We start from the raw sequence: 14,259 nt of genomic DNA on the forward strand, positions 1-14,259 counted from the left end.
GGTGTCCCCTTATAGGCATATCCACTTGGGTGTGCCCTCCCGGCTACCGTGATCTTAGGGTGACCGAATGCCCGGCGCTGCCCGCGTACCGGTTGGCATGTCGTGCGTCCGGACCGGGAGGCAGCCGAGTCTGCCCGTTTCACGAACCCCCGTCACGAACGGAGAATTCCCATGCCCAACGAACTGCTCGACGCCTTCGACCTCGACGTGCGCGAGGTGGTCGCCGAGGCCGCGGAGCCCGCGAACAACCTCGTCACCGTCCACCCCTCCGGCTACTGGGGATCCGACTGCTGCACCGCCTGTATGGCTCCCGGCGCCCGGGGCTGCTGACGCCGCAGAAGGTGATACCGGCCGGCCCCGGGGCCTGTGACGGAGCGATCGCGTCGCAGGCCCGGGGCCGGTCGGGGCGATGACGACGATGAGGAGTGGGCAGGCATGTCCGAGGCTTCAGGCGGAGCCCTGTTCCGGGATGCGGGCATCGCCATGGTGCGCGCACCGGTCCACCCGGTGGGCGCAGCCGCCGGCGTCCGCCCGGACACCGGACCGGGCGATGACGAGGCCGCCCGGCTGACCAGGACGCTCCGGGAGCTGGCGGACGAACCGCTGGTGCGGGAGGCGGTGGCGCTCTCCAGCCCGTCGCTGGCCGCGGTCCTGCACCGCGTCCTTTCGGGCTCGCAGCCCGTACCGCTGCCCCAACTCAGGCGCTCCGTACGGGCGTTGGCGTCCTACCGGCTGCGGATGAGCACCAGGGCCACGCCGTTCGGGCTGATGGCAGGGGTGGCCCCGGCGCGCTTCGGCGGACAGGGCGAGGCGGCCAAGGTGCGGTGGGGCGGCGCTCACACCCGCGCGGTACGCCCGGACCGGGAATGGCTCACCGGACTCATCGCCTCCTGGGAGCGGCGTCCCGGCGTGCTGCGGCACCTGCGGGTAGCCGGCAACGCGCTGTGCTCCGTACGCGGCGACCGGCTCGTGCTGCCGTACGTCCCGCAGTCCGTCCGGGAAGACCTGCCGGACGGCGGCTCAGACGACGCGGCCCCGCGCTTGGTGCACGAGGTCAGCGTGCGGCACACCGTGGTCGTACAGGCGGTGCGGGAGCTGGCCCGCCGACCGGTGCGCGGCGCGGAGCTGGCCGGGGCGCTGCTCGAACGGTTCCCGGGGGCCACCGACGAGGCGGTGGACCGGGTGCTGAGCGAACTGATCGGCAAGGAAATCCTGCTCACCGACGCCCGCCCGCCGCTGGAAGCCGCCGACCCGCTGCGGCACGTCCGGCAGACCTGCGCCGGCGTGCCCCGCGCCGACCTGCCCGAACTCGACGAACTCGACGCGATCGGCACGGACCTGGAGGCGTACGCCACCGCCTCGGCCGAAGACGGCCGGGCCGCGCTGGCCGACGTCACCGCGCGCATGCGCAGGCTCTACGACCTGCCGAGGCCGCTCCAGGTCGATCTCGCGCTGGATGCCGAGGTGCAGCTCCCCGCCGCCGTCGCCGACGAGGCCGCCCGCGCGGCCGGGCTGCTCTGGCGGATGGGGCCCCAGGACACGGAACCCGACCACCTGCGCGAGTACCGCGAAGCCTTCGTGGAGCGTTACGGCACCGACCGTCTCGTCCCGGTCACCGAACTGCTCGACCCGGACACCGGCCTCGCGGCGCCGGCCGGCTATCTCCGGCCGCCCAGCCCCCGGCGCGCCGCGCCCGCCGACGCCGACAGGGAACGCGACCTGGCGCTGGCCGAGTTGGCGCAGCAGGCCCTGATGGACGGGTCGCGGGAAGTGGTGCTCGACGACACCCACCCGGTGGTGCGCCGCCTGTCCCGCACCGACGGCCGCCCGCCGAAGTCCCTGGAGCTGAACGCGAGCCTGCTCGCCGACTCCTGCGCGGCGTTGGACGCGGGGGACTTCCGGCTGGTGACCGTCGGCGGATCGCAGCAGGCCGGGGCGCTGCTCGGCCGCTTCGGCTACCTCATCGACGACGCGGCAGCCGCCGATCTGGCCGCCGTGGCACGGGAGGCCGCCACCGGGGACGGCGGGGCGGTGCCCGCGCAGGTGGCCTTCCGCACCGGCAGGTCCCGGGACGGCAACGTGGCGCAGGTGCCGCCCTGGCTGCCGCACCTCCTCCCGGTGGGCTGCTTCGCCGACCCGGACGACCCCGGGGTGCTGGACCCGCGCCACCTCGCCGTCGGCGCCGACCACCACCGGATGTACCTGGTGGACACCGTTTCGGGACGCCGCGTCGAGCCCACGGTCTTCCATGTGCTCAACCGGCGGGCGAACCTGCCGAACGCCGCCCGCTTCGTCTGCGACATCGCCGGAAGCGGCGTGCGCGCCTGGCGGACGTGGCACTGGGGACAGGCCGCGAGCGCGCTGCCGTACCTGCCACGGGTCCGTTACGGGCGCACCGTACTGGCCACGGCGCGCTGGCGACCCGCCGCCGAACTCCGGGACGGGAAGCTGCCGTTCGCCGACTGGCTGCTCGCCCTGCACCGCTGGCGGGAACGCTGGCGGGTGCCGAGCCGGGTCCGGGTGGCCGCCCACGACCGCGCCGTCCAGCTCGATCTGGACCTGCCGGGCCATCCCGAGATCCTCCGCCACGAACTCCTGCGCAACGAGGACACCGAGCTGCGGGAGGTGCCGGCCGACGCCGCCGGACGCCCGGACGGCTGGCTCGGCGGAGCCGACGGGGCACACCACACCGAGGTGGTGATCCCGCTGCGGTCGGCCCACCCGGCGGACCGGCCGGGCCCGCTGCCCTCCGTGACCGTGCCCCGCGCCCCGGAGCACACCGGGACCGACGTCCACCTCCCGGGCGGGGAGTGGCTGTACGCCGCGCTGTACGCCCCGGCCGAACGGCACGAGGAACTGCTGGCCGTCCACCTGCCTGCGCTGCTGAACGACCTGCCGACGGAGGTGGACCGCTGGTTCTTCCTGCGCTACCGGGACGCTCACGGGGCGCACCTGCGCCTCAGGTTCCACGCCCCGCCCGAGGTGCTGTCCGGGCGGCTGCTGCCACAACTGCACGCGGCCACCGGCGCGTTGCGCGGCGCCGGACTGGTGGGCCGGGTGGTGTGGGACACCTATGAGCCGGAGCTGGCACGCTACGGCGGGCCGGAGGCCATCGCCGCGGCGGAGCGCGTGTTCCATGCCGACAGCGTCGTCGTCCTGGAACACCTCAGGCGCAGGTACCGGCGGCAGGACGACACCGCGCCGCCGCTGTCGGCCGCGGCCGGCTACGCGGATCTGGCCCGCGCCTTCCACCGCGGCCTGGACGGCACCGGGACGGCGGGCGGCGAAGGAGCGGCCTGGCTGCTGCGCGCGGTGCCCAAGGACGAGGAGCGGCAGCGGGTGTTCCGTGCGCGGCGGCGCGAAGCTCTCGCGCTGGTCGACCCGTACCGCGAAGGACCAGGACCCGCCGCCCACGAGACGCTGCGCACCGCCTGGGCCCGCCGCGCGCAGGCGGTGGGCGCCTACGGACAGCTGTTGCGCGACCTCGGAGCCAGGTCCTGGTCGGACCCCGACCAGGTACTCCACTCGGTGCTGCACATGCACCACAACCGGCTCGTGGGCATCGACCGGGAGGCCGAGAACCTCGCGCTCGCGGTCGCCCGCGGGGCGGCGCAGGCCCACACCGACCGCAGGAGGCACGGCCGATGACCACCGATGTACGCGACGACGTGGTGCCGGCCGACCCGGCGGCGTTGCGGGAGCGCGCCGCCCAGGTGGTGGCCGGCGTGGCGGAGCGGCTGGCCGATCCGCAGCGGGTGGCGGCCACGGCGGACGTCTGGCACCCGCTGGGCCTCTCGGAGGGGTACCCCGGGGCGGCCCTGCTGTTCGCCGAACTCGCCCACCACGACCCGGCGCACCGCGCCACCGTCCACGCGCACCTGGCAGCCGCGGCCGGCGGTCTGCCCGGCTCCGACGGCGACGGGCTGTACGCCGGGGCGCCCTCGCTGGCGTTCGCCGCGCACACCGCCCGGCGGGCGCCGGACGACTACGCCGGCCTGCTGCGCAGCCTGGACGCCGGACTCGACCGGATCGTCCGCAACCGGCTGGCCGCGGAGCGGGCACGACGGGCCGCACCGCAGGACGGGACGGCCTTCCACCACGACGTCGACCTGATCCGCGGCACCACCGGACTCACCAGGCTGCTGCTGGCGCGGCGGGCCGAACACCCCGAGCTGCTGCACGAGGCACTGGCGTCGCTGATCCGGCTCCTGGAGCCGTTGCCGCTGCGCGGCGGTCAGGTGCCGGGCTGGTGGTCGCCCACCGGGCCGCAGATCGACAGCGAAGCGGACTTTCCCGGTGGCCGCGGCCACCTCAACTTCGGTGTCGCGCACGGCATCCCCGGCACCCTCGCCGTCCTGACGGCCGCGTACCAGGAGGGCGTACGGGTTCCCGGCCTGCACCGGGCGATGACGGAGATCGGCGACCTGCTGCTCGCCTGGCGCACCGCCGACGGCGGCTGGCCGGGGTCGATGACCGTCCAGCGGTACGAGGACGGAGCGGCCCCGCTGCGCAGCCGCACCGCCTGGTGCTACGGCACTCCCGGGGTGGCCTGCGTGCTCCACCGGGCCGGGGAGGCGCTGGACCGGGCCGACTGGCGGGAGGCCGCCGTCGCGGGCCTGGTCCGCGAGCTGGCGGCGCCGGTCAGGGTGCACGACAACAGCCTCTGCCACGGCTGGGGCGGCCTGCTGCACCTGACAGGTCTGCTCGGCCGGGTGTCCGGGGATCCCCGCCTGGCCGCCCACCGTGACCGGCTCGCCGCCCGGGTCCTGGCCGGCTACGACCCGGCGCTGCCCTTCGGCTTCCTCGCCGGCCGGAGCGAGGAACCGAAGGAGTCGCCGGGCCACTTCGCCGGGTTCCTGATGGGGGCGGCGGGCGTAGCGCTGGCGCTGCACAGCTATGCGACGGACGCCCCGTCGGCCAGTGGATGGGAGAGGGCGCTGGCGTTGCGCTGACGGCGGGACCGGCGGCCGGGTCGGTACGGATCCGGCCGCCGGTCCTTTCGGGTCAGTCGTCCAGCAGTTGGGCGCGCAGCCGCTCGCGGACCTCGGGGGTGAGGCGGAGGCCCTCGGTCAGGTACGTCTCCGTGGAGCCCCAGGTCTGGGCGATGGCGTCGAAGGCGGCCGTGAGGTAGTCGGTGTGCGCGCCGAAGAGCGGCGACAGCAGCTCCATGACCTCGGGGGACATGCCGACGGCCGAGTTGTCCGAGCGGCGGATCTTGTAACGCCTGCTGGGGTCGTTGGACTTGAGGTAGTCCTGCTCGATCGCGTCCCGTTCCACGCCGATGGCCAGCAGTGTCACGGCGATGGACAGGCCCGCGCGGTCCTTGCCCGCCGCGCAGTGCATCAGCGCGGGGACGCTGTCGTCGGCGAGCGCGCGCAGCAGGCGGCTGTGGTCATCGGTGCGGGTGGTGATGATGTGGCGGTAGGACTTGGCCATGCGGGCCGCGGCCTTGCCGTCGCCCAGCACGCGCCGCAGCTCGTCCAGTTCGCCGTCCCGCACCATGGTCCAGAACTCCGCGCCGTCGGCGGGGTCGGTGAGCGGGATGTTCACGTTCCGTACGCCGGGGAGCGTGACGTCGGGGCCTTCCAGCTTGATGTCCGAGGAATTGCGGAAGTCGAAGACGGTGTGCAGACCGAGCCCGGCGAGGAATGCGGTGTCGGTCTCGGTCGCGTGCGCGAGGTGGCCGCTGCGGAACAGGCGCCCCTGCCGTACCCGACGCCCGTCCACGGTCGGCAGCCCGCCCACATCGCGGAAGTTGCGCACCTCCGTGAGCGGGAATTCGGCCGGTGGGACCTGCGGCGTCTGCGTCACGGGCGCTCCTCGGTATCGGCGGCCGACGCTGTTCGCCGGCGGGCGGGGCCACCTTCGACCCTACGACACCGGTGCCCTGGGCAATCAAGCCGTAGCATGCGGTAATTCGATGATGATGCGGAGTCGATTGGCGACGTTCGGTGACCGATCGGTATTCCGACTTGAAGAGAATTTGACCAGGTGGCATTAATCACCACCCGTCAACCCCTGGTTACGGTGGCGTAAGTCACTTCTCAAGGTGAAGTATGTCCTGACGTGGCAGACGATTCGAAAAACATCAGCAGCGGCGCCCTGCGCGCCATCGGGTCGTACGCAGCCGTCGGGGACAGCTTCACCGAGGGGGTCGGGGATCCCGGCCGTGACGGGGCGTACATCGGTTGGGCGGACCGGCTCGCGGTCCTCCTCTCGGACCAGCGGGCCGAGGGCGACTTTCGCTATGCGAATCTCGCCGTCCGCGGCCGGCTCCTGGACCAGATCATCGAGGAGCAGGTGCCCAGGGCCAAGGAGTTGGCCCCCGAGCTGGTGACGTTCTGTGCCGGCGGGAACGACATTCTGCGGCCGGGTTCCGACCCCGACGCGGTGGCCGAGCGGTACGAGGCGGCCGTGGCGGACCTGCGCGAGTCGGTCGGCACGGTGCTGCTGTGCACCGGCTTCGACACCCGCGGCATCCCCGTCCTGAAGCACCTGCGCGGCAAGATCGCGACCTACACCGCGCACGTCCGCGCCATCGCCGACCGGCACGACTGCCCGGTTCTCGACCTGTGGTCGCTGAAGTCGGTGCAGGACCGGCGGGCCTGGAGCGACGACCGGCTGCACCTGTCCGCCGACGGGCACACCCGGGTCGCGCTGCGCGCCGGACAGGTGCTCGGGCTCCAGGTGCCGGCCGAGCCGGACCAGCCGTGGCCTCCGGAGGCGGAGCGGTCTGCCGCTGAGGCGCGGCGGGACAACATCCACTGGGCGCGCGAACACCTCGTGCCGTGGATCGGCCGCCGGCTGCGCGGCGAGTCCTCCGGTGATCACGTCGAGCCGAAGCGGCCCGACCTGCTTCCGCTGTGACCGGTGGGGGCCGCACTCCGTAGCCGCCCGCCCCTGCCGCGGCGCCCGGGACGGCCACCCGCCCGTGCCGCCGCGTGTGCCGTCCGAGGTCCCGACTCCCGTCACCGGGGGCCGGGGCCTCAGCCGTCGGTGGCCGCGTAGGGCAGATCCGCCCACACCACGCGACCGCCGCCGGGATCGGGCCTGGTGCCCCAGTTCTCGGACAGTGCGCCGACGAGGAACAGCCCTCGGCCGCACTCCTTGTCCACGCTGCCCGGCTGTACCTGTGGGGCCGATGTGCCCCCGCCGCCCTCGTCCGTGACGGCTATCCGGACGTGCGCGCCGAAGAGCGTCAGCTCGCAGCCGACCTTCTCGCTTGCGGTGTGCCGCAGTGCGTTGGTGAACAGCTCGGACATCACCAACTCCACGTCGTCACGCACGTGTTGGTCCGCGCCCCATTCCTGAAGCAGCGCGGTGACGCGTCTGCGCGCCTCGGGCACGGACGTGCGTCGCGCCGGCAAATGGAACGCGTCCTGGGGGTGCTCGGCGACGAAGCCGCCACAGCGCCCTAACGAAGGAGCGTTGTTGGAGGAAGCCACGTCGTAACTATGTGCGATGTTGGTCACCGATGGCAAGGATCATTCTGCAAATTACAGAATCGTAAGTGCAGCCTGTTCGACGTACTGACGGCATGACACACTGCTGACCAGTGAAGCTGGTTGGAGGGATCAGACGTGGCGGAAGCACGGTCGGCCGGGGCGCCGACCGTCCTGCGGGTGGTGCTGGGAAAGCGACTGCAGGACCTGCGCGAGAAGGCGGGACTGTCCTACGAACAGGCGGCCAAGGCCCTCGATGTCACCCACGCGACGATACGGCGCATGGAGAAGGCCGAGGTCGGCCTCAAGATCCCGTACGTGGAGAAGCTGCTGGCGACCTACGGCGTCCGTGACGACGACGAGATCGCCGGGTTCCTCTCCCTCGCACGGGAGGCCAACCGCCCCGGCTGGTGGCACAACTTCCGTGACGTGCTGCCCGACTGGTTCAGCGCCTACGTCAGCCTCGAAAGCGAGGCGAACCTCATCCGGGCCTACCAGCCCGCCTACGTACCCGGCCTGTTGCAGACCGAGGACTACGCGCGGGCGGTGCTCAGGGCCGGCATGCCGCACGCACCCGGTGCGGACATCGACCGGGCGGTGGCGCTGCGCAGGGAGCGGCAGTCGCTGCTCACCCGCGAGAACGCGCCGATGCTGTGGGTGGTCATGGACGAAACCGTGCTGCGCCGCCCCATCGGCGGCCCGAAGGTGATGCACGGCCAGATCAGCCGGCTGATGGAAGCCACCGCGCTGCCCAACGTCCGGCTCCAGATCATTCCGTTCGCCGCGGGGCCGCACCCCGCGATGTACGGACCGTTCCACATCTTCCGGTTCCCGATCCCCGAACTCCCCGACATCGCCTACACGGAGAGCCTCGTCGGGGCCGGGTATTTCGATCAGCGCAACGACGTCTCGCAGTTCCTGGAGGCCCTGGACCGGATGTGCGCGCAGGCCGCGCCGGCCCACACCACCGAGGCCATTCTGGGTGGCTTTCGCAAGGAGATCTGAACCATGGATCGCATAGGCATCTACAACGGCATGCCCGCCAAGGAGCTGGGCAGCGACGGCTGGCACAAGCCGTGGAGCGGCGGCAACGGCGGCGAATGCGTCGAGGCCATGCGATTGGGGGACGGGCGGGTCGCGCTGCGCCAGTCGACCGACCCGGACGGCCCCGCGCTGATCTACACCCACCGGGAGATCGTCAGCTTCATCGAGGGCGCGAAGGCCGGGGACGCCGACTTCCTGCTCGCCGCGGCGCCGGGCCGGCACAGCGAACAGAGGACGGCATGAGTGAACAGGACATCGCCGCCGGGCCGTTGAGCCCGCCGCTGCCCGACGGCGCGGACCACGCGGGCTTCACGGCCGACGAGATCGACACCAGCAGGCCGCACCCGGCCCGGATGTACGACTACTACCTCGGCGGCCGGGACAACTACGAGGTCGACCGGCTCGCCGCGGACCGCGTCATCGAGGTCCACCCACAGGTCAGGCTCAGCGCCCGCGCCAACCGCGACTTCCTGCGGCGCGCGGTGCGCGGCCTGGCGGCCGACGGCATCCGCCAGATCATCGACATCGGCACCGGCATCCCCACCTCGCCCAACACCCACGAAGTGGCCCGCGGGACGGCCCCCGGCACCCGCGTCGTCTACGTCGACAACGACCCGATCGTCGCCACCCACGCCGAGGCCCGGCTGACCGGCACCCCGCACACCGGCTTCGTCCTGGGCGACGTCCGCGACCCCCGGGCGATCCTGGACCACCCGACCGTCCGCGAGCTGATCGACTTCGACCGGCCCGTCGCGCTGCTGCTGCTCGCCGTGCTGCACTTCGTCCGGGACGACGAGGACCCGGCCGGCATCGTCGCCACCCTCGCCGAAGCGCTCCCCGCCGGCAGCCATCTCGTCCTGTCGCACGCCACCGGCGAACCCTACGAGGCGTTCCCCGGCGGACGCACGGACGTCGAGGCGCGCGACGGCGTCGTCAACGTCTACAAGAACGCCACCGCCACCCTCAACCTCCGCACCAAGGCCGAAGTCGAGCCGCTCTTCGGGCCTTTCACCCTCCTGGAGCCCGGTGTGGTGCGGGTGCCGCTGTGGCGTCCCGACGGCGCGCTCCCCAGCGCCGGGGAGCTGAACAACACCATCTTCTACGGCGCGGTGGGCCGGAAGGACTGACCGTCCGGGGCGGATTCCGGATGCGGCTCGCCGCCGTCCAGCGTCGCCTGCAAGGTGCCGGGGTCGGCCAGCGCCGCGTGGGTGCCGTGCGCGGTACAGGCGTACGCGCCCGCCGCCGCGCCACGGCGCGCGCACTCGTCGAGGCTCAGCCCGGCCAGCCGGCCGTAGAGGAAGCCGCTGGCGAAGGCGTCGCCCGCGCCGTTGCTGTCGACCACGGGTCCTGGCGGCACGGCGGCCGGGACGTGCCGCGGCGAGCGGTCGTCGCGGGCGAGGAGATACGCGCCGCCGGCACCGGCCGTGGCGACCACCGCCTCGGCGCGCCCGTCGTGCAGGATCTCCCGCATCACCGGGCCGATCCGCTCACCCGCCCCCGCCGTACTGAGGAACACCAGGTCGGAGCGGAGCGCGAACTCCCGGTGGTGGGTGGTCAGTCCGTCCCAGTCGTGCAGGTCGGTGGAGACGGGCAGCCCCAGCGCGGCGATGTCGTCGTAGAGGAAACGGGCGAAGTGCGTGATGGACAGGTGGACGTGCCGGGCGCGCCGTAGCGCGGGCAGATAGTGCTCGGGCGGCATCCGGAGGTCGTCCGGGTCGCGGCTGTCGTAGAAGGAGGTGCGGCGTCCGTCCGGCGCCACCAGGTTGACCGCGCGGCGGGTGCCGTGCGGAGAGATCAGTGGCCGGAAGTCGACGCCGGCGCCGGCCAGTCGTTCGCGGACCAGCGCGCCCGGAGCGTCGTCGCCGATGAAGTCCACGAACCCGGTGCGCAGTCCGAGTGCGGCGCAGCCCAGGGCCACGCCGGTGCCGGTGTGGCCCGCCCATTCCCGGACCGGCGGCACCGCGTAGGAATCGGCGGCCGGCACCGGCAGCGCGCCGACCCGCACCAGGGTGTCCACCCCCGATCCGCCGATGACCAGGACGTCGTAGGGTTCGGTTCCCGTCTGAAGTGTCACAGGCGTCCTTGCATCCCTTGCTGGTGAGGCGTTGGGCGGACGGCAGCCGTCCGCAGGCCGGAGTCTAGACGCAGGGCGTCCCCGGAAAGGGACGTCTGGGGCGCGCGGGACGGCGGGGGAGCGGCGGTTGTCCGAGAAGACATGTTTTCCGCGGGCCGCCGGACGATCCAGGAGCCAGCGGCAGAAACGGAGTTGGCGGAACCCCTCGTTGACACGCCCGCGCGTGGCGCTGAACTCTGCCGGCCGGAGCCGCCGGTGATCACCGCGGGACCGTGGCTGAACAGCCGTCGGTGGAGGGGAGTTACGGATGGCAGAGCGGGCCGGCGGCGCGCGCGACGCGAGCGTGATCGTCGGCGGGCCGACCGGAATGCCGGCGGTCGCCGAACCGGTGTGAACGGGCCCGAGGCGCGCGAAAACCGGGTGCGCGGTGGGCCGGCCGTGCGTCAGGCTGAGCCATGACGTGGACCACGACGCGTGACCCCGAGGCGTTCGACGCGGCGGCGGGCGGCTTCCTGCGCGCGCGGCCCGTCGATCACACCGTGCTGCTCTCGGTCGCCGCCGCACTGCGGGCGAGCGGTGCCGACAGGTATGGGGACGAGCCGCCCCGGTACGGCTGGTGGTGGCGGCCCGGCGGCGGGGTGGGCGGCGCCTTTCTGTGGACGCCGCCCCGTCCCGTGCTGCTCTCCCCGATGCCGGACGGCGCCGCGGCGGCTCTCGCGGACGCGCTGACCCGGGAGCGGTGCCGGGTGCCAGGGGTGAACGCGGGCAGGTCCGTCGCCGAGTCGTTCGCCGCCGCCTGGCGGCGCCAGCACGGCGGCACGGCGCACCCCGCACGGCACCACCGCCTGTACCGCCTCGGTGCGCTGTGCCCGCCCGACCCCGCGCCGCCCGGTACGGCCCGGTGGGCGCGGCCCGCCGACCGCGAGCTGCTGGTCTCCTGGTTTGCGGACTTCGCCGCCGCGATCGGCGGCCCGCCGCCCCGGAACACCAGGCCGGTGGACGACCGGATCGCGGGCGGCCGGTGCCTCCTGTGGGAGGACGGCGGCCGGCCCGTCGCGATGGCGAGCCGCACCGCCACGGTGTCGGGGGCGACCCGTATCGCCCCCGTCTACACCCCGCCCGGCCTGCGGGGACGCGGCTATGCGGGGGCGGTGACCGCGGCCTTGTCGCAACGTGCGCGGGACGCCGGGGTGGGCACAGTGCTGCTCTTCACGGACCTCGCCAACCCCACCAGTAACGCCCTGTACCGGCGTCTCGGCTACCGGCCGGTCCATGACCACCTGGTGCTGGAGTTCGGCGGGGCGGGACCGGGGGCCGGCTGACCTCCGGGGTGCCGGATCCGGGCGTTCCGGAATGCCCGCGCGGCTCGCGCCGTTGAGGGCTGGGGGGGGAGGGTGTGGATGTCCGGGCGTCTCGTCACCGGGAGACGGGGCCGCGGAATCCGGTGTACCGGAACCCGCCGCCCGCGCGGTCCGTTCACTTCGCGACCGCCCTGACACTGGAGGTGCCGTGACCGCTTTCCGACCCCGCCGCACACCACGGAGTGCGCTGCGCCCCGCGAGCTTCGGCGCTGAGCCCACCGGCGAGCGGCTGGCCAGGATGCGCAGGTCACCGCAGTTCGTGGACGGGCAGTTCCGCAACCCGACGCCGACCCGCCGCAACCCGCCGGGGTCGGCGCTGCCGATGGCCCGTACGCAGTTCAGCCGCGACGGCCGGTTGCGCAGAGCCCCGGTCGGCCGGATTCCGGTGCACCGCCCGGCCGTCGGCGGCCGGGGCGGACCGCCGGACTCCGGTCTGCGGGTCACCTGGATGGGCCATTCCAGCGTGCTCGCCGAGATCGACGGTGCCCGGGTGCTCTTCGACCCGGTCTGGGGCGAGCGCTGCTCGCCGTTCAACTGGGTGGGGCCCAAGCGGATGCACCCCGTGCCCGTCGGCCTCGGGGAGCTGGATCCGGTCGATGTCGTGGTGATCTCGCACGATCACTACGACCACCTCGACATGCCGACGGTCCGGGCCCTGACCGCCACCGGCGCGCACTTCGTTGTCCCGCTCGGCATCGGCGCCGACCTGGAGTTCTGGGGCGTGCCCGCCGAGCGGATCACCGAACTGGACTGGCACGAAGCCACCCGCGTCGCCGGTCTGACCCTCACCGCCACCCCCGCCCAGCACTTCTGCGGCCGGGGGCTGCGCGGCCCGCAGCACACCCTCTGGGCCTCCTGGGTCGTCAGCGGCCCCGTGCACCGCGTCTTCCACAGCGGGGACACCGGCTACTTCCCCGGGTTCGCGGAGATCGGCGAACGGCACGGCCCCTTCGACGTGACCATGATCCAGATCGGCGCCTACAGCGAGTTCTGGCCCAAGGACCGCCCCACGGGCAAGCCGCTTCCGGGCCTGTGGCCCGACATCCACATGCCGCCCGACCAGGGCGTGCAGGCGCACTTGGACCTCCAGGGCGGACAGCCGGGCGGCCTGATGCTGCCGATCCACTGGGGCACCTTCCCGCTCGCCCCGCACCCTTGGGCGGAGCCCGCCGAGTGGACCATGTACGCCGCCCACGCGGTCGGCGTGGCCATCGCGGCACCGCGTCCCGGCGAGCCGTTCGAGCCCGCTCAGGAGCAGGTCGTGGATCCGTGGTGGCGTGCGGTTGCGGTGCCGCCCGTGCACGGGTGGCCGAGCTGGCCGCCGGCGGCGACGACCCGGCACGGATACCCCACGCCGGTCGTCACCGAGCGCCCCGCCCTGGCCGATGACGGCCTCGTGACCGAGGCATGAGGCCGCCCCCGGCGGTTCATGCCGTCGGGCGGGTGCCGTCGACGGCGATGCGCCGGCCGTAGCGCGCGTGCGGGTAGTAGTCCCAGACCGCGTGGTGCTGGACGCACCGGTTGTCCCAGAACACCAGGGTGCCGGGCTGCCAGCGGACCCGGCAGTGCAGCAGGTGCGTGCGCGCGATGTGCGCGTACAGCATCTCCAGCACCGCGTCGCTCTCGCCGCGGGACAGCTGCACGATGTGCGAGGTGTAGGGGCCGTTGACGAAGAGGAGTTTGCGGCCGGTCTCGGGGTGGCGGACCACGACCGGGTGTTCGTTCCGCGGGATCTCGTAGCCGGCCGGCGGGGTCTGTCCCTTCCAGGGCAGCGCACCGTCGTGGACCGCGGTCAGGCCCTCGAGGAACGTCTTCATCGCCGGGGAGAGCATGTCGTAGGCGAGGTGCATGTTGGCGAACAGGGTGTCGCCGCCGCTGCCCGCCTCGGGGGTGCGGGTGAGGTGGAGCATCGAGCCGAGTGAGGGCTCGGCGTCCGCGGTGCCGTCGGCGTGCCACCCGTTGCCGGCGACGGCCCGCGAGTCCTTGTCGGCGCTGATCTCCAGGATGTACGGGTCGGAGCCGTCGACGGGGGCGGCGACGGGGTGCAGCGGGCCGAAGAGCGCGGCGAAACGCTTGTGGTCCTCGTCGGTCAGCTGCTGGTCGCGGAAGACCAGTACGTGATGTGCCAGGAAGGCCCGCTTGATGTCGGCGGTCTGTTCCGGGGTCAGTTCCTTGGTGAGGTCGAGGCCGGAGACCTCCGCGCCCAGGACGGGGGTCAGCGGGTCGACGGTGAAGGACGTGCCGTCCTCCCTCGGGCGTGTGGTGAGGCGCTCGATGGCGTCGAGTGCGAACTGTTCCACGGTGGTTCTCTCCTTGGTGCGGGACGTGTGCGGTGGGG

13 protein-coding genes are annotated in these 14,259 nt (G+C 73.2%); 9 read left to right on the forward strand and 4 right to left on the reverse strand.

Annotation, left to right across the window (positions count from 1 at the left end; genetic code table 11):
• Positions 1 to 171 precede the first annotated feature (171 nt).
• From ACIBK8_RS06135 to ACIBK8_RS06145, 3 genes are all read left to right on the forward strand, one after another.
• Positions 172 to 330, forward strand: a complete 159-nt coding sequence (locus ACIBK8_RS06135; RefSeq protein WP_393681690.1) for a hypothetical protein — start codon at positions 172 to 174, stop codon at positions 328 to 330.
• Between the two features lie 105 nt (positions 331 to 435).
• A complete protein-coding gene (locus tag ACIBK8_RS06140) occupies positions 436 to 3,648 on the forward strand; it encodes a lantibiotic dehydratase (protein ID WP_399040381.1) in 3,213 nt (1,070 codons plus the stop codon).
• On the forward strand, positions 3,645 to 4,952 hold the full coding sequence (locus ACIBK8_RS06145; protein ID WP_399040382.1) for a lanthionine synthetase C family protein: 1,308 nt from the start codon (positions 3,645 to 3,647) through the stop codon (positions 4,950 to 4,952). Before ACIBK8_RS06140 ends, ACIBK8_RS06145 begins: the two co-directional genes overlap by 4 nt.
• A 52-nt stretch (positions 4,953 to 5,004) precedes the next feature.
• Here the strand turns inward: ACIBK8_RS06145 and ACIBK8_RS06150 are convergent, their stop codons facing one another.
• On the reverse strand, positions 5,005 to 5,811 hold the full coding sequence (locus ACIBK8_RS06150) for a tyrosine-protein phosphatase (RefSeq protein WP_399040383.1): 807 nt from the start codon (positions 5,809 to 5,811) through the stop codon (positions 5,005 to 5,007).
• A 255-nt stretch (positions 5,812 to 6,066) separates the two neighbouring features.
• Here ACIBK8_RS06150 and ACIBK8_RS06155 point away from each other — a divergent pair, with 255 nt between their 5' ends.
• Entirely contained in the window at positions 6,067 to 6,867 is an 801-nt protein-coding gene (locus ACIBK8_RS06155; protein WP_399040384.1) for an SGNH/GDSL hydrolase family protein, read from the forward strand.
• 119 nt (positions 6,868 to 6,986) lie between these two features.
• On the opposite strand, the gene ACIBK8_RS06160 is transcribed toward ACIBK8_RS06155, so the two are convergent.
• The gene (locus ACIBK8_RS06160) at positions 6,987 to 7,472 is read right to left on the reverse strand and encodes an ATP-binding protein (protein WP_399040385.1); all 486 of its coding nucleotides are present in this window, start codon (positions 7,470 to 7,472) and stop codon (positions 6,987 to 6,989) included.
• 108 nt (positions 7,473 to 7,580) lie between these two features.
• Between ACIBK8_RS06160 and ACIBK8_RS06165 the strand changes: the two genes are divergently transcribed.
• From ACIBK8_RS06165 to ACIBK8_RS06175, 3 genes are read left to right on the forward strand one after another with little or no spacing between them, the layout of a single operon-like run.
• Positions 7,581 to 8,447, forward strand: coding sequence for a helix-turn-helix domain-containing protein (locus ACIBK8_RS06165; protein WP_393681681.1), 867 nt, complete (start codon positions 7,581 to 7,583; stop codon positions 8,445 to 8,447).
• 3 nt (positions 8,448 to 8,450) lie between these two features.
• Positions 8,451 to 8,729: a DUF397 domain-containing protein gene (locus ACIBK8_RS06170; RefSeq protein ID WP_399040386.1), complete on the forward strand. Its 279-nt coding sequence runs from the start codon at positions 8,451 to 8,453 to the stop codon at positions 8,727 to 8,729.
• Positions 8,726 to 9,613, forward strand: a complete 888-nt coding sequence (locus ACIBK8_RS06175; protein WP_399040387.1) for an SAM-dependent methyltransferase — start codon at positions 8,726 to 8,728, stop codon at positions 9,611 to 9,613. Before ACIBK8_RS06170 ends, ACIBK8_RS06175 begins: the two co-directional genes overlap by 4 nt.
• On the opposite strand, the gene ACIBK8_RS06180 is transcribed toward ACIBK8_RS06175, so the two are convergent.
• Entirely contained in the window at positions 9,586 to 10,560 is a 975-nt protein-coding gene (locus ACIBK8_RS06180) for a carbohydrate kinase family protein (protein ID WP_399040388.1), read from the reverse strand. The two genes, ACIBK8_RS06175 and ACIBK8_RS06180, sit on opposite strands and share 28 nt — an antisense overlap.
• Before the next feature lie 455 nt (positions 10,561 to 11,015).
• Between ACIBK8_RS06180 and ACIBK8_RS06185 the strand changes: the two genes are divergently transcribed.
• Positions 11,016 to 11,882, forward strand: coding sequence for a GNAT family N-acetyltransferase (locus ACIBK8_RS06185; protein ID WP_399040389.1), 867 nt, complete (start codon positions 11,016 to 11,018; stop codon positions 11,880 to 11,882).
• 187 nt (positions 11,883 to 12,069) lie between these two features.
• Positions 12,070 to 13,332 carry an MBL fold metallo-hydrolase gene (locus ACIBK8_RS06190; RefSeq protein WP_399040390.1) on the forward strand — a complete coding sequence of 421 codons (1,263 nt, stop codon included), beginning with the start codon at positions 12,070 to 12,072 and terminating at the stop codon, positions 13,330 to 13,332.
• Between the two features lie 16 nt (positions 13,333 to 13,348).
• On the opposite strand, the gene ACIBK8_RS06195 is transcribed toward ACIBK8_RS06190, so the two are convergent.
• Positions 13,349 to 14,221: a TauD/TfdA dioxygenase family protein gene (locus ACIBK8_RS06195; RefSeq protein WP_399040391.1), complete on the reverse strand. Its 873-nt coding sequence runs from the start codon at positions 14,219 to 14,221 to the stop codon at positions 13,349 to 13,351.
• Positions 14,222 to 14,259 lie beyond the last annotated feature (38 nt).

It is taken from the genome of Streptomyces sp. NPDC050161 (assembly GCF_044460025.1).
In the GTDB taxonomy this organism is placed as follows: Bacteria; Actinomycetota; Actinomycetes; order Streptomycetales; family Streptomycetaceae; genus Streptomyces.